This is a genomic window from Dysosmobacter acutus, from assembly GCF_018919205.1.
In the GTDB taxonomy this organism is placed as follows: domain Bacteria; phylum Bacillota; class Clostridia; order Oscillospirales; family Oscillospiraceae; genus Oscillibacter; species Oscillibacter acutus.
Genome location: NZ_JAHLQN010000001.1, coordinates 2,894,779 through 2,913,639, shown reverse-complemented (window position 1 = coordinate 2,913,639; position 18,861 = coordinate 2,894,779). Strand labels below are relative to the sequence as shown.

Genomic DNA, 18,861 nt, shown 5'->3' with positions numbered 1-18,861 from the left:
AGAAAAGAGGGATTTTCTGATGAAGAGACGAATGGTGCTGTGCGCGCTGATGAGCCTGTTGCTGCTGACCGGATGCGGAGCGGGGCAGGGGAGCGCGTTTTCCCTCAACGCATCCATTGCAGGACAAGTGGATACCCTGGACCCGGCCATGGCCGTGGGCCAGGCCAACGAGACAGTGGTGCTGCATCTCTATGAGAACCTGATGCGCACCGTTCTTACACCGTCGGAGGAGACAGAGCTTGCCGGCGGCGCGGCAAAAAGCTATAACGAGGAAACCAACCACGACGGAACGGTGACCTATACGTTTCAGCTCCGCCCGGAGGCCAGGTGGTCCGACGGGGAGCGGGTGACGGCCCAGGACTTTGTCTACGCCTGGCAGCGCCTGGTGGACCCGGCCCAGGGTTCCCCAAACCACACCCTGCTGGAGATGGTACAGGGGTATCAGCAGGTCCGCGCCGGCGCCGGTGTGTCGGAACTGGGTGTGGAGGCAAGGGACGAGGACACGCTGATCGTCACGCTGGGTTACAAGTGCCCCTACTTTATCACCGAGGTGTGTACGGCAGCCGCCACCATGCCGGTCCGGGAGGATCTGGTCCGGGAGGGATGGGGTCAGGACTGGGAGAGCTCCGTCACCAACGGAGCCTATCAGGTGGGTGCGCTCCGGGAGGGAGAGTACCTGACGGTCGAGGCGAATGAGCAGTACCATGAGAGCAGGTCCGGCGGGCCGGAGAGCATCAGGTTCTATCTGGCCGATACGGTGGAGGACGCCTACGCCCTGTTTCTGGACAATACGGCGGACTTTGTGTCGCCCATACCGGACCAGCGGCTGGCAGAGCGTCTGGAAAACAAGCTGTATGTCCAGCCCCAGGGGCTGTCCACCTATACGGTGCTGATGAACAACGCCAACGAGGCCTTTGCCGACCCACAGGTGCGCCGGGCCTTTTCCCTGTCGATTGACCGCGCCGCCCTGAGTGAGATAGCAGGTCCGGGGGCGGTCGCCGCCCGGGGGCTTGTGCCCGGCGGCGTGATGGAGACAAAGGAGGAGAGCTTCCGCTCCTGCGGAGGGGATTTGTTGAGCACGGACCGGGCGTACGGGGACAACTGCGAGGCCGCCCGGGAGAGTTTGGCCCAGGCCGGGTACGCTGACGGCGCTTCCTTCCCGGCTGTGGAGTACCTCTATGTGGACGAGGGGGATGCTGCGGAGGTGGCCCAGGCCGTGGTGCAGATGTGGAAGGAGCAGCTTGGGGTCCAGGTGAGCGCCCGGGCGGTCTCCGGCCAGGAGATGGAGGAGGCTTTGGCCAACGGGACCTATGGACTGGCCGCGGTGGAGATTACCTCGCCGGTGGCCGACGCCATGGGATTTTTGGAGCGCTGGGAAAGCGGCAATGAGCACAATTTTGCCGGCTACAGCAACAGCGCCTTTGACACGCTGATGACGGTGGTGCGCAGCGCAACAGATGAGTTGGCCCGGGTGGCCTGCCTCCATGACGCGGAAACGCTGCTGCTGGAGGACGCGGCTCTGGCGCCGCTCTACAGCGTGGGCAGCGACGGGGAGTCGCAGTACGGCTTTTCCGGATTTTATCAGGACAGCATGGGCCACTGGTATTTGGGCAGTGTGGCGCTCACATTGACCTGAAGCGCCGTTCGGCGCGGCAGTTGCCAGCGTTAGGGAACAAGGAGGGGAGGCGGTGCCGCCCCTCTTTGCTTTTTTTAAAAAACGAGCGCAGGCCGATGGTCAGACCCGGGAAAAGGTGGGAACCATGAGGGCTTCTATGAGCTGAACCTCCAATCTGGCGGGTTGTCAAAGGACCGGGAACCGTATATAATAAACACGACATTTGCCCGGAAGGAGACGCCTATGCCCGACGTGACCCGATATATGGAAACCCATTCCAAGGACCCCGCCTACAACCTGGCGCTGGAGGAATATGTGCTGACCCATCGCACCAGGGGAAACTACCTGATGCTGTGGCAGAACGACAACACCATCGTCATCGGCCAGAATCAAAACGCCGAGGCGGAGATCAACCGCGCCTTTGTGGAGGAGCATGGCATCCATGTGGTGCGCCGCACCACCGGCGGCGGGGCGGTCTATCATGACCTGGGAAATCTGAATTACTCCTTTATCACCGACGCGGCGGAAAACGACCGCATGGCCCAGCGCTTTACGGCCCCCGTGGTGCGGGCGCTCCGGGAGCTGGGGGTGGAGGCGGAGGCATCCGGCCGCAACGACATCCTTGCGGAGGGGAAGAAGGTCTCCGGAACCGCCCAGCGGCTCACGGGAGGACGGATTCTCCACCACGGCACGCTGCTCTTTGACGCAAACCCCGGCATGGTGGCCGGGGCGCTGAACGCGGATCCCCTGAAGTTCCAGTCCAAAAGCGCCAAGTCCGTCCGCAGCCGGATCGGGAATATCCGGCCCATGCTGAAAAAGGACATGACGCTGCGGGAATTCTGGGACTATCTGAAGGGCGCTTTGGCCGCCGGAGGACTGGAGGAAGAGGCACTCACGGAGGGGGAGCTGGCGGAGGTCCGCCGGCTGAAGGAGACAAAGTACGACACCTGGGAGTGGAACTTCGGCGCCTCGCCCCGCTATGGGCTGGAAAACCGCCGCAAATGGGACGGCGGTATTCTGGAGGTCAGGATGGCGGTGGAGCAGGGACATATTGCCCACGCGGTCTTTTACGGGGATTTTTTGGCCCTGTGCCCCCTGGACGACCTGCGGCAGGCCCTTTGCGGAGTTCCTTTCCGCCGGGAGGACGTGGCCGCGGTGATAGACCGGTTCCCGCTGGAGCGCTGCTTTGGAGGAATTGCCCGGGAGGAAATCCTGGATACGATATTTGACCTGCGGAAGATTGAGAAGGAGGAAACGAAATGAGCAATACATCCATTCTTGTGGTGGGCGGCGGTCCCGGCGGATATGTAGCGGCCATCCGCGCGGCCCAGTTAGGCGCCGACGTGACCCTGATCGAGCGGGAGCATCTGGGGGGAACCTGCCTGAATGTGGGATGCATCCCCACCAAATGCCTGCTGCACAGCGCGGAGCTTCTCTCCCAGATCCGGGAGCAGGGCGCGGAGATCGGCGTGAAGGTCACCGGAGCGGAGGTCGACTTCCCCCAGGTCATCGCCCACAAGGACGCCGTATCAAAAAAACTGACCGGCGGCATCGCCAATCTGCTGAAAACCAATAAGGTGGCCCGGGTGGACGGCACGGCCGAATTCACCGGCCCCCGTAAACTGCTGGTGAAAAAGAGCGACGGCACGGAGGAGGAGATGACCGCGGACAAGATCATCTTAGCCACCGGATCCGTCAACGCGGTGCCTCCCATTCCCGGCATCCGGGAGAACGAAAACTGCATCGACTCCACCGGGGCGCTGAGTCTGGATCACCTGCCCGCCAGCATGATCGTCATCGGCGGCGGCGTCATCGGCCTGGAGATCGCCTGCGCCTATGCGGCTTTCGGCACCAGGATCACTGTGGTGGAGATGATGCCCTCCATGCTGCCTATGATGGACGGCGAGCTGACCCGCCTGGGCCAGCGCCACATGCGCAGGATGGGCATTGAGTTCCATCTTGAGACCCCTGTACAGTCCGTGGAGGCCGCGGAGGGCGGCGTGCGGGTCAACTGCAAGGACAAAAAGGGCGAAGACGTTTTCTTTGAGGCGGAGAAGGTGCTGGTGGCGGTGGGCCGCCGGGCCAATACCGAGAGATTGAATCTGGCCGCCGGAGGCATTGAGAACGACCGGGGCCGCATCCTGGTCAACGACCGGATGGAGACCAATGTTCCCGGCGTCTACGCCGTCGGTGATTGTGTGTTCGGCCGGGCCCAGCTGGCCCACACCGCCTCCGCCATGGGCGAGGTGGCCGTGGAGAATGCCATGGGCCTGGACGCGGCCTACGATGAGTCCACCAACCCCACCTGCGTCTACATCGAGCCGGAGTGCGCCGGCGTGGGCCTCACCGAGGAGCAGGCCAAGGCCCGGGAACTGGACTACATCGTGGGCAAGTTCCCCATGGCCGCCAACGGCAAGGCTCTGATTCTCAACGGCGGCGAGGGACTGGTGAAGATCATCGCCAACCGCTCCGACAACAAGGTGATCGGCATGCACATCATCGGTCCCCGGGCCACGGACCTTATCTCCGAGGGAGCCCTGGCCATCCGCGTGGGCGCCACCGTGGACGACATCATCGGGACCATCCACTCCCACCCCACCGTCACCGAGGCGGTGCGGGAGGCGGCCCTGAATGTGGAGAAACGTGCCATTCACAGCCGCAATTGACGTCGTTTTCCGGCTGTTTTCCCAGAGAACAGAGAGAACAATTTTGTCCGAAAACTTATGAAAATTCCGTCAGAATGGAAGCATCCGGGAAAAAACAGATATTTGAAAAAACAAAATCGCAAGATACCGCAATTTTTTAGCGCTTCCTTCTATTTACTAACTGCTCTTGTGTGCTATGCTTAGGGTAGCCTAAGAGAGGTATGATCAGCGTTTCCGCCCCGAACAAGCGGCGCCGCGGCGCCGGGGGAGGAGACAGGAAAGGGATTTTTCAGCATGTATACAATGGGAATCGATGTGGGGTCCACCGCCTCCAAGTGCATTGTACTGAAGGATGGGCAGGAGATCGTGGGTAAGTCCCTGGTCTCGGTGGGCGCCGGCACCAGCGGTCCGGCCCGGGCCATCCGCGAGGTGTTGGAGAACTGCAATATGAAGCGTGAGGACATGGGCTATGTGCTGGCCACCGGCTATGGCCGCAATTCGCTGGAGGGCATTGCCGACCAGCAGATGAGCGAGCTGAGCTGCCACGCCCGCGGAGCCTATTTCCTCTTTCCGAAGGTGCGTACGGTCATCGATATCGGCGGCCAGGATGTGAAAATCCTGGAGATTGAAAACGGCATGATGGTGAACTTTGCCATGAACGACAAGTGCGCCGCCGGAACCGGCCGCTTTTTGGATGTGATGGCCCGGGTGCTGGAGGTGAAGGTGGAGGACCTGGCTCCCCTGGGCGCCCAGTCCACCGTGGAGGTGGGCATCAGCTCCACCTGCACCGTCTTCGCCGAGAGCGAGGTCATCAGCCAGCTGGCCAAGGGCACCGACAAGCGGGATATCATCAACGGCATCCACCGCAGCGTGGCCAGCCGCGTGGTGGGTCTGGCCCACCGCATCGGCGTCCGGGATGAGGTGGTCATGACCGGCGGCGTGGCCCAGAACTACGGCGTGGTCAACGCGCTGCAAAAAGAGTTAGGGCACGAGATTTACACCTCGCCCCTGACCCAGTACAACGGCGCGCTGGGGGCCGCACTGTTCGCCTATCAGCGCTACCAAAAGGAGCAGAAGGCCTGAGCGCCCTCTGCATGACAATATGGCAATTTTGAAAAAGAGTAGGGAGGAAAACGATCATGGCAAAAACAGTTAGCCCCGGCGTAGCTGCGCTGCGCAAGGTGGTGGATGACGTTCATGCGGACGCCCGCAAAGCCCATGCAGAGGGCAAGCTGGTGGGCTGGTCCAGCTCCAAGTTCCCCTGTGAGCTGGCGGAGGCCTTTGACCTGAACGTCATGTATCCGGAGAATCAGGCCGCCGGCATCGCCGCCAACCGCGACGGCGAGCTCATGTGCCAGGCCGCCGAGGACCTGGGCTTTGACAACGACATCTGCGGCTACGCCCGCATCTCTCTGGCCTATGCCGCCGGAAAGCGCGCGTCCCGCAAGGTGGACCTGGAGACAGGCGAGTACGTCATCAATCCCAACAGCGGCAAGCCCCTCAAGGATGAAAACGGCAACGTGGTCATCGATCCCGAGACCGGCAAGCCCAAGAAGGACCCCAAGACCATGCAGCCCTATACCGTGCTGGACGACATCTATGAGATCGAGGCGCTGCCCGAGGGCCGGGAGAAGGAGCTGCGCAAGGCGGCCATCAAGCCCTATCGCCAGATGCAGATTCCCCAGCCTGATTTCGTGCTCTGCTGCAACAACATCTGCAACTGCATGACCAAGTGGTATGAAAACATCGCCCGGATGCGCAACATCCCCCTGATCATGATCGATATCCCCTATAACAACACCGTGGATGTACATGATTCTAACGTGGCCTATGTCCGCGCCCAGTTCGACAACGCCATTCACGAGCTGGAGAAGCTGACCGGCAAAAAGTTCGACGAAAAGAAGTTTGAGCAGGCCTGCGCCAACGCCAACCGCACCGCCAGCGCCTGGCTGCGGGTGTGCGACTACCTGCAGTACAAGCCCGCTCCCTACAGTGGATTCGACCTCTTCAACCATATGGCGGACATCGTCACCGCCCGCGGCAAGGTGGAGGCCGCCGAGGCTTTTGAACTGCTGGAGAAGGATTTGGCCGAGGCGGTCAAGACCGGGGCAACCACCACGCCTTTCCCCGAGAAGTACCGCGTCATGTTTGAGGGCATCCCCTGCTGGCCCAAGCTGCCCAACCTGTTCAAGCCCCTGAAGGCCCATGGCGTCAACGTCACCGCCGTGGTGTACGCTCCGGCCTTCGGCTTTGTCTACAACAACATCGACGAGATGGCCCGTGCCTACTACAAAGCCCCCAACAGCGTCTGCATCGAGCAGGGTGTGGATTGGCGTGAGGGCATCTGCCGGGACAACAAGGTGGACGGCGTTCTGGTCCACTACAACCGCTCCTGCAAGCCTTGGTCCGGCTACATGGCCGAAATGCAGCGCCGCTTCACCGCGGACCTGGGCGTGCCCTGCGCCGGTTTTGACGGCGACCAGGCCGACCCCCGCAACTTCAACGAAGCCCAGTACGAGACCCGCGTGCAGGGCCTGGTGGAGGCCATGGAAGCCATGAAAGACAAGAAAGCCAAGGAGGAGAACGCGTGATGAGTATTGAGACTTTGGTTCAGGAGTTCAGCCGGATTGCGGCCAATCCCAAGGCCCAGCTGGAAGAGTATAAAAAGCAGGGCAAAAAGTGCATCGGCGTGATGCCCTACTATGCCCCCGAGGAACTGGTGGATGCTGCCGGTATGGTGCCCTTTGGCATGTGGGGCAGCAACGACAAGACCATCAGCCGCGCCAAGGAATACTGCGCCACCTTCTACTGCACTATCGCCCAGCTGGATTTGGAGATGCTGCTGGACGGCACCATGGACCTTTTGGACGGCGTCATCACCCCCACCATCTGCGATACCCTGCGCCCCATGAGCCAGAACATCCGCGTGGCCATGAGCGAGAAGCTGCCCTGCATTTTCCTGGCCCATCCCCAGTACCGCAGACCCGCCTTCGGCCTGAAGTTCTGCGTGGACCAGTACACCAACGTCCGCACCGAGCTGGAGAAGATCGCCGGCGCCCCCATTGCGGACGAGGCGATTTTGAACTCCATCAAGGTCTATAACAAGAGCCGTGCCGCCCGCCGTGAGTTTACCAGGCTGGCCAACGAGCACTGCGACGTCATCACCCCCACCAAGCGCAGCGCCGTACTGAAGGCCGCCTGGTTCATGCCCAAGGCGGAGTATACAGAGAAGCTTCAGCAGCTCAACGGCGAGCTGAAGGCTCTGAGCGTGTGCGATTGGAAGGGCGCCAAGGTGGTGACTTCCGGCATCGTGTGCGACAACCCCAAGCTGCTGGAGATTTTTGAGGAAAACAACATCGCCATCGCCGCCGACGACGTGGCCCACGAGAGCCGTGCCTTCCGTGTGGACGCCCCCGAGACCGGCGACCCCATCCAGGCGCTGGCGCAGCAGTTTGCCGATCAGGACTATGACGTGCTGCTCTACGATGAGCAATCCAGCGAGAACCGCCGTGGCGAGTTTGTGGCCAACCTGGTCAGGGAGAGCGGGGCCCAGGGACTGGTGCTGTTCATGCAGCAGTTCTGCGATCCCGAGGAGATGGAGTACCCCTACCTGAAGAAGGCTCTGGACAACGCGGGCATCCCCCACATCAAGTTGGGTGTGGACCAGCAGATGCGCGATTTCGGCCAGGCCAGGACCGCCATCCAGGCGTTTGCCGACGTGATCTCCCTGTGATTCCGGGGCGTGTCCCCTTCATCAGAAACGATAAATTTATATAAGGTGGTATTTTATGAGCACATTCGGTTACTCGATGCCCTCCTATTTTCAGAACATGCCGCAGATCGGCACGGCTCTGAACGCGGTGAATGAGGAGAACGCAAAATCCCTGAAGGACATTGAAGGTGAGCTGGAAGCCAAGTCTGAGGCGGCCCTGAGCGCGGGCCGCTCGGACGAGTCCCTCAACGCCGCCGGCCAGATGACCGCCAGCCAGCGCATCAAGCTGCTGGTGGACGAGGGCACCTGGTGCCCCCTGAACAGCCTCTATAACCCCGGCGACAACAAGGACGGCAGCACCGGCGTCATCACGGGTCTCGGCAAGATCCATGACAAGTGGGCCGTTGTCATTGCCTCCGACAACAAGAAGCTGGCCGGCGCCTGGGTGCCTGGCCAGGCGCTGAAGCTGACCCGGGCAACCGACATTGCCAAGCAGTTGCGTATCCCCTTGGTTTACGTCCTCAACTGCTCCGGCGTGAAGCTTGATGAGCAGGAGAAGGTCTACGCCGGCCGTGTGGGCGGCGGTACCCCCTTCTACCGTCACGCCGAGCTGGAGCAGATGGGCATTCCCGTCATCGTCGGCATCTACGGCACCAACCCCGCCGGCGGCGGCTACCACTCCATCAGCCCCACCATCCTGATTGCCCATGAAAAGGCCAACATGGCAGTGGGCGGCGCCGGCATCGTGGGCGGCATGAACCCCAAGGGCTATGTGGATCAGGAGGCCGCGCAGGCCCTGATCGACGCCACCGTCAACGCCGGCAAGGTGGATCCTCCCGGAGCAGTACATATCCACTTTGGCGAGACCGGCTTCTTCCGCGAGGTCTATGCCGAGGAAGAGGGCGTCTTGGGCGCCATCAAGAAGTACATGGATGCCATCCCCGCTTACAACGAGAATTTCTTCCGCGTGGATGAGCCCAAGCAGCCCGCCCACAGCGGTGAGGAGCTGTACTCCCGCGTGCCTCTGAACCAGCGCCGGGCCTACGATGTCCGTGAAGTGCTGGCCTGCCTCTTTGACAACAGCGAGTTCCTTGAGTACAAAAACGGCTACGGCCCCGAGATCGTCTGCGGCATAGCCAAGGTCAACGGACTTTTGACCGGCGTGATCACCAACTATCAGGGCCTGATCCCCAACTACCCCGACTACCGCGGCGAGGGCGCCATGGGCGTGGGCGGCAAGCTGTACCGCCAGGGCCTCATCAAGATGAACGAGTTCGTCACCATGTGCGGCCGTGACCGCCTGCCCATTGTGTGGCTCCAGGATACCACCGGCATCGACGTGGGCGATCCCGCCGAGAAGGCTGAGCTGCTGGGCCTGGGCCAGTCCCTGATCTACTCCATTGAGAACTCCAAGGTGCCTCAGCTGGAGATCACCCTGCGCAAGGGCACCGCTGCCGCCCACTATGTCATGGGCGGCCCTCAGGGCAACAACACCAACGTGTTCAGCCTGGGCACCGCTGCCACCGAGGTCTACGTCATGCACGGCGAGACCGCCGCGGCCGCCATGTATGCGCGCCGCCTGGTGAAGGATCAGAAGGAGGGCAAGGACATAGAGCCCACCATCGAGAAGATGAATAAGCTGATCCAGGATTACACCAAGAATTCCCGCCCCGACTTCTGCGCCAAGGTGGGCTTTGTGGATGAGATCGTGAAGATGGATGAGCTGCGCCGCTATATCTGCGCCTTCGTCGGCTCCGCCTATCAGAACCCCCAGTCCATCTGCCCCTTCCACCAGATGATGACGCCCCGCATTCTCCGGGACTGGGATAATCTGAAGAAATAAGCTGAGGTGAGTATATGTCCGGTATAGAGTCACTGGGCGTATCTCTCGTCAGTATGGGTATCGTTTTTTCCGGCCTGATCATGCTGATGGTCATTTTGAAGCTGTTCCCGCTGCTGCTCCGCATCAAGACGGAGCCGGAGCAGACCGGGAAGACGGATACCGACGACGGTGAGCTGATTGCGATCCTGACGGCCGCGATCTACGCCTTTGAGCAAAAAAGAAAAGCCAACCCCATGGTCCGCAGCGGCGGAGATACCTATCGCGCTGTTGCAACCGACATTGTTGTAACCGATCCTATGGTGCGTGACTGTGTGCACGTGAATCAGGACTAAGGAGAGAATCGAACTATGAGAGCTTATACCATTACTGTCAATGGCAAGACCTACGACGTCGAGGTGGCTGAGAAGGAAGTCGACGGCGGCGTCCAGATCCAGAAGGTGACCCCCGTGGCTGCCGCCCCCAAGGCCGCGGCTCCTGCTCCCGCTGCGGCTCCCGCCCCCGCGGCTGCCCCTGCCGCTCCCAAGGCCGCCGCTCCCGCCGGCGGCGCCGGCGTCCTGACCGCCCCCATGGTGGGTAAGGTGCTGAGCATTCCCGTCAAGGAGGGTGACGCGGTGAAGGCCGGCCAGGTGGTGCTGACCTTCGAGGCCATGAAGATGGAGAACGAGGTCATGGCCCCCGCCGCCGGAACCGTGCAGAAGATCTTTGTCAGCGTTGGCTCCGACCTGGAGGCCGGCCAGCAGCTGGTGCAGATCGGCTGAGTTCATCGTTTCTCAATTTCTTTCATAAACGGCATGCGCCGCCCCGCTCAACCGGGGCGGCGCATGCCGTTTTCTTATTCAGACAGCGGAAAAAGATCAGTCCGGCCTCAAAAAGGCCGGACTGATCGGATAAAAAAGCTTATTTCTTCTTCGGCAGCTTGATGAAGACCTGGCCGGGGTCGATCTCCTCGCGGATGACGCGGATGATCTCCTCGCTGGGGCCGTCCATCAGCTGGGCGCGGGAGACGTCCACCTCGAACCCGGTGTTCTCCTGGACCATCTCGGGGGAGGAGAACGGATAGTAGTAGGCCAGATACATGCGCTTGGTGGCCTCGTCAAACTTCATGATGCCAAGGTCGGTGACCACCATCTGGGGACCGCGGTTGCCGGGCAGGCCCGCGCGCTCACGGCCGCCGGGGCCGTCCATCCAGCCGCAGCTGGTGATGTAGTCGATCTTATCCATGAAGCGGCGCTTCTGGTGCTGCATCATGATGATGGTGTTGCAGTATGTGGCGATGCCGTTGGCGCCGCCGGAGCCGGTGAAACGGGTCTTGGGGTTGTTGTAGTCGCCGATGCTGGTGGAGTTCACGTTGCCATAGGGGTCGATCTGGGCGCCGCCGATAAAGGCGATCAGACGGTCCTCGTCGTGGAGCCACTCATTGGCCTCAAAGCCGATGAAGCGGATGTTGGGCCACTGCACGGCACAGTGGGCCATGAAGCGGTTGTCGCCCACACTGCGGGGCACTTCGATGGGAGCGCAGTCCATCAGACCGCTCTCCACGATAGGATGGCAGGAGGGGCAAACCACCCGCTTGGCCAAAGAGGCGCCGATCAGGGGCAGGCCGGTGCCGACGATGACGATCTGGTTCTCCTGGATATTCTTGGCAATGGCGTACGCCTGCATTTCCTGTTTTGTATAATTGCTGTATTCAGACATGATTGATGCCCTCCCTTTACTGAATCTTGCCGGCATAACCCAGGCCGGGGACGTTCTTCAGCTTCATCAGCCGGGAACCGCCGATTTTATCTAACAGCTCGTCATGATCCTTCGCACTGTAAACCCACTTGTTCAGGAAATCCTGGAAGGTCTCAGGGATGGCGGTGCCTTCGGCGGCGGCCTGAGCCGCGGCTCTGGCGCGCTTGGCGGTCTCAGCGGCCTTGGCGTCGTCGGGGTTCTTGGCGGCGGCCTTTTCCGCCTTGTCCGCGGCTTTGGCCAGCTGGGCCTTGGCATCCTCGGCATCCTGATACTTGGAGGCCTTGTCGTACTCAATCAGGGCGTCGGGATCGTCGTCATAGTAGCCGTAGCACTGGGCGGGCCATGCGCCGTAGGGGGCGTGGACCACGGCGCATACGCACTCGCCGAAGATGCGGGTCAGCGTGGGGTCGCGGCGGATGTACTCGTCGGAGACCAGCTCCTCGCAGGTGACGATCGTCTTCTTGGCGGCAATGGCGATGTCCACATCGTGGAACTCGTCGCCCTCGATGATGCAGGTGCCGTCGGGAGAGGCCTTCTGAACGTGGATGATGGCGGTGTCTAACTTGGGCACAGGCACGGCCACGACCTTCTCACCGGGGTTGAAGGGGTTGTCGACCATGACAAACTTGTCGTTGTCCACGGTGTCCAGTTCAGCGCGCTTTTCCTTGCTGATGCCCCAGAACTCCGTCAGACCGGAGCCCTGCATCAGGCGCACAGGCAGGAAGGGCAGGCCCAAAGACGCGGCGTGCAGCTGAAGCATCAGCACGTCCTGGCTGTAGTCCTCATAGGTCAGCTTGCCGGACTCAATGGCCGCGCGGAACCGGCGGGACACGTTGGTAAAGCCGGAGTTGGCGGTGTAGCAGTTGATGTATGCCTTGACGCGGTCCTCGCCGATCAGCATATCCCAGTCACCGCCGGCAGGACCGGCCCAGACAGTGAAGTCCTTCTGTCCCTGGCGGAGAATTTCGTAGACCGCCGCATAGGGCTTGCGGTTCGTGGTGAAACCGCCGAAGCTAATGGTGTCGCCGCTGTTGACGTACTTTGCGATTGCTTCGGAAAGTGTGCATACTTTTCCCATAAAAAAGCCTCCAACCATTATTTTCTGTTGCTGTGAGTTCTTTTTTCAGCAAATTCAGACAAACCTCTTGTATTTTCTCATAGACTCAGATACTATAAGAATACCACACAAGCAAAGTTAGTAAATGTCTTGTTGCGCTAAAAAATTAACGTTTCTTGCGTTTTATTGTTTTTGTGCAGATACAAGAGGAAGGAGCAGCGGTATGATGCAACTGCCGGCCTTTTATCTGAAGATGAGCCGGGACGACTCCTGGTACATGGATCGGCCGCATTTCCATGAAAGCGTGGAATTTCTGCTGCCGGTGTCCAGCGGAGATCAGCTGTTCGTGGAGAATGAGGCCTACCCGCTGCGGCCGTCGGTGCTGTTTGTCCTGCCGGACGCCACGCTTCATAAAACGCTGGCCTCAAGGCCCTATAAGCGGTTTGTGCTCCATGTGCCGGTGCAGACCCTGGACTTTTTGTCCACCACCCAAACCAACCTCAGCGAGCGCATCCACAACGCCCAGTATATGGTGGAATTAGGAGACCGGACGGAGTACTTCCGGGACCTCTTAGGACAGTTAGAGAGGCGCTGCGAGGCCCACAGCACGGAGTTCGGCGCGGACATCGAGGAGCTCTTTTTGCTGACCAAGTTTTTGATTGAGGTGCTGAGTTTGGCAAAACCCCGGAAAAAGGAACCGGAGCTGCCCAAGCACAGCATGAAGAGCAACTCCCTCCAGATCAGCGCGGTGCTGGACTACCTCCAGGAGCATATGACGGAGAAGCTGACGCTGGACCAGATCGCCTCGGAATTCTATATCAGCAAGTACCACCTGAGCCACTGCTTCAAGGCGGCTACCGGGTTCTCCGTCATGGAGTACCTCATCAGCAGCCGGATCCTCAAGGCGCGGCTGCTCCTCCAGGACGGCGTCCGGGTCCAGGCGGCCGGGGAGGCGGTGGGCTTCCAGAGCAACGAGCACTTTATCCGGACCTTTACCTCCATGACCGGGATTTCTCCCAAGCAGTACGCCCGGCAGTTCTCCGAGGGAGACAAACAGTAGAAAGGGACAGCGATGAAAAGAACGTGGATAGGAACGGTTTTGATTCTTGCACTGGTGCTGCCTCTGCTGTCCATCCCCGTCCGTGCCTCCGGCCGTGTCCTGCTGGCCCTTGGGGACAGCATCACCACCGGGTATGGGCTGGCCGATGACGCGGAGCAGTGCCGCCAACTGTCCTTTGCCGCCCGTGCGGCGGAGGAACTGGGCCTCGATTGGGACAATCGGGCCGTGAACGGCGCGGACACCTCAGATCTGAGGGCGCTGGTGGAGGGCGGAACGATAGATGACGCGGTGGAAGGCGCCGCCGCCATCTCCATCACAATCGGCGGGAACGATCTGGCCAAGCTCTTGATGGAACGGGTGGCAGCCGGCCTGGGAGAAACGTTCTGGGAGGCACAGGCCCGGCTGATGGGCGGGGACGCCCAGGCCATACAGATCGCAGCTGCGATCCTGCTCAACTTCGTCCGTCTGGAGGACAATGCGGATCAGCAGGCCCTCCATTCGGCGCTGGAGCGCTGCCGGGAGAATCTGTCCGCCACTGTGACCGCGCTGCGGGCAAAGAATCCGGAGGCCGTCCTGGTGGTGGCAACCCAGTACCACCCGTATCAGTGGATGGAGCAGGGGTTTTTTCTTCAGCTGGCCCGAGAGGCGGGGCTGTGTGTCCAGCGCCTCAACGAGGTGATCCGGAGCGTGGACGGCGTATGGATCGCCGATGTGTACAGTGCTTTTGGCGGGTCGGCGGAGCGGTTGTGCAACGCCTCGCTCAGCCCCCTGAACCTGGATTTCCATCCCAATGACGCGGGCCATCAGGTGTTGGCGGAGCAGCTTGTGAGTGTGCTGCGCCCCTTTTCTGACGTGGCGTTTGACGCCTGGTGCGCCGGAGAGGTCCGCTTTGTCAGCGCTCAGGGCTGGATGAACGGCAGGGCGGACGGGACCTTTGGCCCCGGGGATTCGGTGACCCGGGCCCAGATGGCCGTGGTATTGTGGCGGATGTCGGGCACACCGGCTCCCCGGAGCAAGGCGGTATTTTCCGATTTGCCGGCCTGGTGCACCGATGCCGTCTCCTGGGCCGTGGAGCGGGGAATCGTCACCGGCTGCGCAGACGGCTCCTTCCGGCCGGATCAGAACCTCACCCGGGAGCAGCTTTCGGCCATGCTGTACCGATGGGCGGGCGCTGGAGAGGCCCAGGCAGACCTGAGCGGCTTTTCGGACGGGACAGCGGCCTCGCCTTACGCTGTGCCCGCCCTGAGCTGGGCCGCGGAAGAGGGAATCCTGCGGGGCGATGAACAGGGGATGCTCCGTCCGGGGGAATTGGTTCGGCGGAGCCAATTGGCGGTGATTCTGTTCCGCTGCGCCCAATAGGGTGCGGTTTCATAAAGATTCAAGGGAAGAGACCTGTGGGAATGCACAGGTCTCTTTTTGCGGCCTTTTGCGTGAGCAGAGTTTATATCATCGTCAAAAACGATGATATAAACTCTTATGAGAGAAAAGTTCAATTGGACTTTCCGGAGGAAGGACGGTAGAGTCAGTATACATGAAACAGGACAGGATGGAGGAGTTTGGTGACGCTGCTGACGCTCAAGGGAATCAGGAAACATTTCGGCCCGATCCGGGCCCTGGACGGCGTGGACACGGAGATCGTCAGCGGATTGATCACCGCCATCGTGGGCGACAACGGCTCCGGCAAGTCCACGCTGATCAAAATTCTGTCCGGGAACCTGGAACCCGACGGCGGGACCATCCGTACCCGGGAGGGCGATTATCCCCGGCTGAGTATCCGCCAGTCCATTGACCTTGGCATCCGGACCGTGTACCAGGACCTTTCACTGGACAACTATAAAAACAGCTATGAAAACGTCTTTTTGGGCTGTGAGCCCATGCGCTGCGGCGTGCTGATCGACCGGCAGGCCATGCGGAGGGAGACCAGGCGGCTGATAGATCAGCTGGAGATTCACATCCCGGACCTGGAGCTGCCGGTGCGGAACCTCTCCGGCGGCCAGCGCCAGGGGCTGGCCATTGCCAGGGCCCTGCGCACGCCGGGAAAGATCCTTTTGTTAGACGAGCCCACGGCGGCCATGGGCATCCGGGAATCCCACAACACGCTGGAGTTGCTGCGCCGCCTGCGCGGCCAGGGCATGACCCAGGTGCTGGTCAGCCACAACCTCTACCAGGTGTTCGACGTGGCGGACCGGGTGGTGGTGATGCGGGCGGGGCGCTGCATTGCCGACGTGATGACCGCCTCCTCCAGCCCCGAGGCGATCCACGCCATGATTTTGCGCCAGGAGAGCGAAGAGAGATGAAAAAACACTTTGCCCGCCATGCCTCCGTCTGGATTTTAGTGGCTTTCTGCCTGCTTCTGGCAGGATTTTTAAGTTTGCGCACCGGTTCCTTTTTTTCCTGGAAAAACGTGGTCAACATCCTGGAGGCCAACTCCTACCGGATGATTCTGGCCGTCGGCATGACCTTTGTGGTGGCCTCCGGGGCCATCGACCTTTCCGTGGGGTCCATCCTCTCTCTCAGCGCCATTGTAATGGCCCAGGCCATGCACGGCGGGTGGAGCGCGGCGCCGTCCGTGGCGGCGGGGATTATTGTGGGCGGGGCCTTAGGCGCGGTCAACGGGACGCTGATCCACCTGAGTCGGATCAACGCGCTGATTATCACCCTGGCCACCTCCTTTCTCTACCGGGGGCTGGCGCTGATGCTGACGCTGGGCGCGCCGGTGACTAAGTTTTCCCAGGCGTTCCGGAGCTTTGGCTGCGGGGACCTCTTTGGCATGGAATCCGGCGTGACCATGGCGGTTTTGCTGATCGCCGCATCCTTTCCCCTGATGTATAAGATGCGCTGGGGCCACTACCTGACGGCGTTGGGAGGCAATCCGGAGGCGCTGAGGCGCAGCGGCGTGGACACGGGGAGATACCGCATCGGCTGCTTTGCCGCCATGGGCGCGCTGGCTGCTTTGGCGGGGATCATCATCACCGCCCGTCTCAATTCCGCCGAGCCCAACGCGGGGCTGGATATGGAGATGGACGCCATCACGGCGGTCATCATGGGCGGCACGCCCCTCTCCGGCGGCAGTGCCTCTTTGGCTGGTACGGTGGTGGCGGTATTCCTGCTGGGCATGATCCGAAACGGCCTCACGCTGATGAGCGTCTCGTCCTATTACCAGCAGTTCATCACCGGAGCGATCCTGCTGTGCGCGGTGGTATCGGCGGAGCTGCGCCAGCGGCGTCAGCGGATCGCCTGAGTAAATGGTTATGAGGGGATTCCCCCGCATAATAGATTACATTCAAATTTTGGAGGAAAAGAACATGAAAAGGATATGGACTCTCCTGCTGTCCCTTGTAATGGTGGTGGCCCTGTTGGGCGGCTGCGGAAATGGCGGAGCATCCGGCTCCGGCAGCGCATCCGGCTCCGGCAGCGCCGCGTCCGGAAGCCAGACTCCGTCCGGAGACGGCATGGTGAGCCAGCTCTACGACTCCGTGGACCAGGCCCTCTCCGCGCAGCTGGGCCAGATTCCCGCCGCCAGCGGCGAGGAGAAGTTCGGCGCGGTCATCATCTCCCTCACGAACCCGTTTTGGGTGACCATGAAGGACTGCTATGAATCGGCTGCTCAGGAGCTGGGCGTCACCATCGACGTTCAGACCGGCACCACCGAAGGCGATACCCAGTCCCAGCTGGATGTGCTGATGACCATGGCCGATATGGACTACGATGTGATTTTGGTCTCTCCCATCGACGGCACCAACCTGATCCCCGGCATTGTGAAGTGCAATGAAAACGGCGTCAAGGTCATCAACCTGGGTCCCGGCGTGGACACGGACGCCCTGGCGGAGGCCGGCGGCCACCTGGACGGCAAGATCACCGTCAACTTTAAAGAGCAGGGTCAGACCGTGGCAAACGACATCATTGCCCGCCTGAGCTCCGGCGGCGAGGTCGCCATTTTGCAGGGCCTGACCGGCGCCGGTCAGTCTGAGGGCCGCACCGCCGGCGCCACCGAGGTGCTGGAAGCCGCCGAGGGCATTGACCTGGTGGCCTCGGTCCCCTGCGACTGGGATGCCACAAAGGCCTATGACGCTACCAAGGACATCCTCACCGAACACCCGGAGCTGAAAGCCATTTTTGCCTGCAACGACGTGATGGCGCTGGCCGCGGTGGAGGCGCTGGGCGCTGAGGGCCGCAGCGATGTGCTGGTGTACGGAGTGGACTTCACGGAGGACTCCCGTGCTGCCATGAAGGAGGGAACCATGACCGGTTCCATGTCCTACTCCAGCGTCAAGTACACCGAGGCCGCCCTGAAGATGGCCGTTGCCATGGCCCAGGGAACGGAGTACGCCGATCCCATCTACCTGCCTCTGACGCTGGTGAGCGTGGATAACGTCAGAGAGATGGACGACTGGAAATAATGGACTTTCTGGCGGAAACGGCCCTGCTGACCCACGGGCTGCGGTCCATCTCCAATGAGGAGCTGCGGGCGGCCTGGACCGTCGAGGGGTCCTGCCTTGCTTGGGTGGACCGCGGAGCGCTTCAAGTGGGCACCATGGAGGAGTACCTGCCCTTCCGGACCAGGGGGAAAGAGGTGGGTCGCATCGACTGCGATCACCTGGAGGATGCCCTGAAAAGCGGTGCCTCCGGAGCGCTGACGGCCTCCGGCACCATGGCCGCATGCCATCGCCTGGGCGTCTTTCTTGCGGTGAGCTGCGGCATCGGCGGCATCGGGGACATCCGGGGCGAAGAGCTGTGCCCGGACCTTCCGGCGCTGGTGCGCTATCCGGTGGCCCTGCTGGCCACGGCGCCCAAGGACATGTTGGATGTGCCGGCCACCTTCGGCTGGCTGTGGCAGCACGGCGTCCACGTGGCGGGGAGCGAGTGCACGGGTTACCTCTTCCACAGCACATGCGTGGCGATGGACGAGAGCTTTGCCGACTACGGGACGGCGGAAGCGGTCAGACGCGCCGCGGAGCGCGGCCTTCTGCTGCTCCGGCCCATCCCGGAGGAGGAGCGGGTCGTGGACCTCTCCATCCTGCACGCGGCCATCTCCGCCGGAAAGCAGGCGGAGGCCGCGGGGAAGTACTATCACCCGGCGGCCAACGGCGAAATCGACCGGCGCACCGGAGGGGAGTCCTCCTGGATGCAGCTGCGGTCCTTTCTGGCCAATGTCCGGCTGGCCCAGGAGCTGAAATAGAAAAAGAGACTGCCGG

At 61.5% G+C, this 18,861-nt stretch carries 17 protein-coding genes; 15 read left to right on the top strand and 2 right to left on the bottom strand.

The annotated features are described in order from the left end of the window. Positions 1-19: 19 nt before the first annotated feature. The 9 genes from KQI82_RS14295 (at position 20) to KQI82_RS14255 (ending at position 10,573) form a co-directional block, all read left to right on the top strand. On the top strand, positions 20-1,636 hold the full coding sequence (locus KQI82_RS14295) for a peptide ABC transporter substrate-binding protein (protein ID WP_216633370.1): 1,617 nt from the start codon (positions 20-22) through the stop codon (positions 1,634-1,636). 222 nt (positions 1,637-1,858) lie between these two features. Further along, on the top strand, positions 1,859-2,878 hold the full coding sequence (locus KQI82_RS14290) for a lipoate--protein ligase (protein ID WP_216633369.1): 1,020 nt from the start codon (positions 1,859-1,861) through the stop codon (positions 2,876-2,878). Then, on the top strand, positions 2,875-4,281 hold the full coding sequence (lpdA, locus tag KQI82_RS14285; RefSeq protein ID WP_216633368.1) for a dihydrolipoyl dehydrogenase: 1,407 nt from the start codon (positions 2,875-2,877) through the stop codon (positions 4,279-4,281). The genes KQI82_RS14290 and lpdA overlap by 4 nt, the downstream gene beginning before the upstream one ends. 273 nt (positions 4,282-4,554) lie before the next feature. Then, positions 4,555-5,343: a (R)-2-hydroxyglutaryl-CoA dehydratase activase HgdC gene (hgdC, locus tag KQI82_RS14280; RefSeq protein WP_216633367.1), complete on the top strand. Its 789-nt coding sequence runs from the start codon at positions 4,555-4,557 to the stop codon at positions 5,341-5,343. Between the two features lie 56 nt (positions 5,344-5,399). Further along, positions 5,400-6,851: a (R)-2-hydroxyglutaryl-CoA dehydratase subunit alpha gene (hgdA, locus tag KQI82_RS14275; RefSeq protein ID WP_216633366.1), complete on the top strand. Its 1,452-nt coding sequence runs from the start codon at positions 5,400-5,402 to the stop codon at positions 6,849-6,851. Further along, positions 6,851-7,993: a (R)-2-hydroxyglutaryl-CoA dehydratase subunit beta gene (hgdB, locus tag KQI82_RS14270; RefSeq protein ID WP_216633365.1), complete on the top strand. Its 1,143-nt coding sequence runs from the start codon at positions 6,851-6,853 to the stop codon at positions 7,991-7,993. The genes hgdA and hgdB overlap by 1 nt, the downstream gene beginning before the upstream one ends. 55 nt (positions 7,994-8,048) lie before the next feature. Next, positions 8,049-9,815, top strand: coding sequence for an acyl-CoA carboxylase subunit beta (locus KQI82_RS14265; protein ID WP_216633364.1), 1,767 nt, complete (start codon positions 8,049-8,051; stop codon positions 9,813-9,815). A 14-nt stretch (positions 9,816-9,829) separates the two neighbouring features. Beyond that, a complete protein-coding gene (locus tag KQI82_RS14260) occupies positions 9,830-10,147 on the top strand; it encodes an OadG family protein (RefSeq protein WP_277602930.1) in 318 nt (105 codons plus the stop codon). 15 nt (positions 10,148-10,162) lie between these two features. Next, the gene (locus tag KQI82_RS14255) at positions 10,163-10,573 is read left to right on the top strand and encodes a biotin/lipoyl-containing protein (RefSeq protein WP_216633362.1); all 411 of its coding nucleotides are present in this window, start codon (positions 10,163-10,165) and stop codon (positions 10,571-10,573) included. 139 nt (positions 10,574-10,712) lie between these two features. Here the strand turns inward: KQI82_RS14255 and gctB are convergent, their stop codons facing one another. Continuing rightward, on the bottom strand, positions 10,713-11,510 hold the full coding sequence (gene gctB / locus KQI82_RS14250; protein ID WP_216633361.1) for a glutaconate CoA-transferase subunit B: 798 nt from the start codon (positions 11,508-11,510) through the stop codon (positions 10,713-10,715). A 16-nt stretch (positions 11,511-11,526) separates the two neighbouring features. Then, entirely contained in the window at positions 11,527-12,627 is a 1,101-nt protein-coding gene (locus KQI82_RS14245; protein ID WP_216633360.1) for a CoA transferase subunit A, read from the bottom strand. 202 nt (positions 12,628-12,829) lie between these two features. Between KQI82_RS14245 and KQI82_RS14240 the strand changes: the two genes are divergently transcribed. From KQI82_RS14240 to KQI82_RS14215, 6 genes are all read left to right on the top strand, one after another. Further along, positions 12,830-13,666: a helix-turn-helix transcriptional regulator gene (locus KQI82_RS14240; RefSeq protein WP_216633359.1), complete on the top strand. Its 837-nt coding sequence runs from the start codon at positions 12,830-12,832 to the stop codon at positions 13,664-13,666. A gap of 12 nt (positions 13,667-13,678) precedes the next feature. After that, positions 13,679-15,025: an S-layer homology domain-containing protein gene (locus tag KQI82_RS14235; protein ID WP_216633358.1), complete on the top strand. Its 1,347-nt coding sequence runs from the start codon at positions 13,679-13,681 to the stop codon at positions 15,023-15,025. 200 nt (positions 15,026-15,225) lie between these two features. Further along, positions 15,226-15,963 carry an ATP-binding cassette domain-containing protein gene (locus tag KQI82_RS14230; RefSeq protein WP_216633357.1) on the top strand — a complete coding sequence of 246 codons (738 nt, stop codon included), beginning with the start codon at positions 15,226-15,228 and terminating at the stop codon, positions 15,961-15,963. Then, a complete protein-coding gene (locus tag KQI82_RS14225; RefSeq protein WP_216633356.1) occupies positions 15,960-16,907 on the top strand; it encodes an ABC transporter permease in 948 nt (315 codons plus the stop codon). Before KQI82_RS14230 ends, KQI82_RS14225 begins: the two co-directional genes overlap by 4 nt. Before the next feature lie 64 nt (positions 16,908-16,971). Continuing rightward, positions 16,972-18,066 (top strand): sugar ABC transporter substrate-binding protein, encoded by a 1,095-nt coding sequence (locus KQI82_RS14220; protein ID WP_216633355.1) that lies wholly within the window; start codon positions 16,972-16,974, stop codon positions 18,064-18,066. Continuing rightward, complete coding sequence (locus KQI82_RS14215) at positions 18,066-18,845, top strand: pseudouridine-5'-phosphate glycosidase (protein WP_216633354.1); 780 nt, start codon at positions 18,066-18,068, stop codon at positions 18,843-18,845. The genes KQI82_RS14220 and KQI82_RS14215 overlap by 1 nt, the downstream gene beginning before the upstream one ends. Positions 18,846-18,861 lie beyond the last annotated feature (16 nt).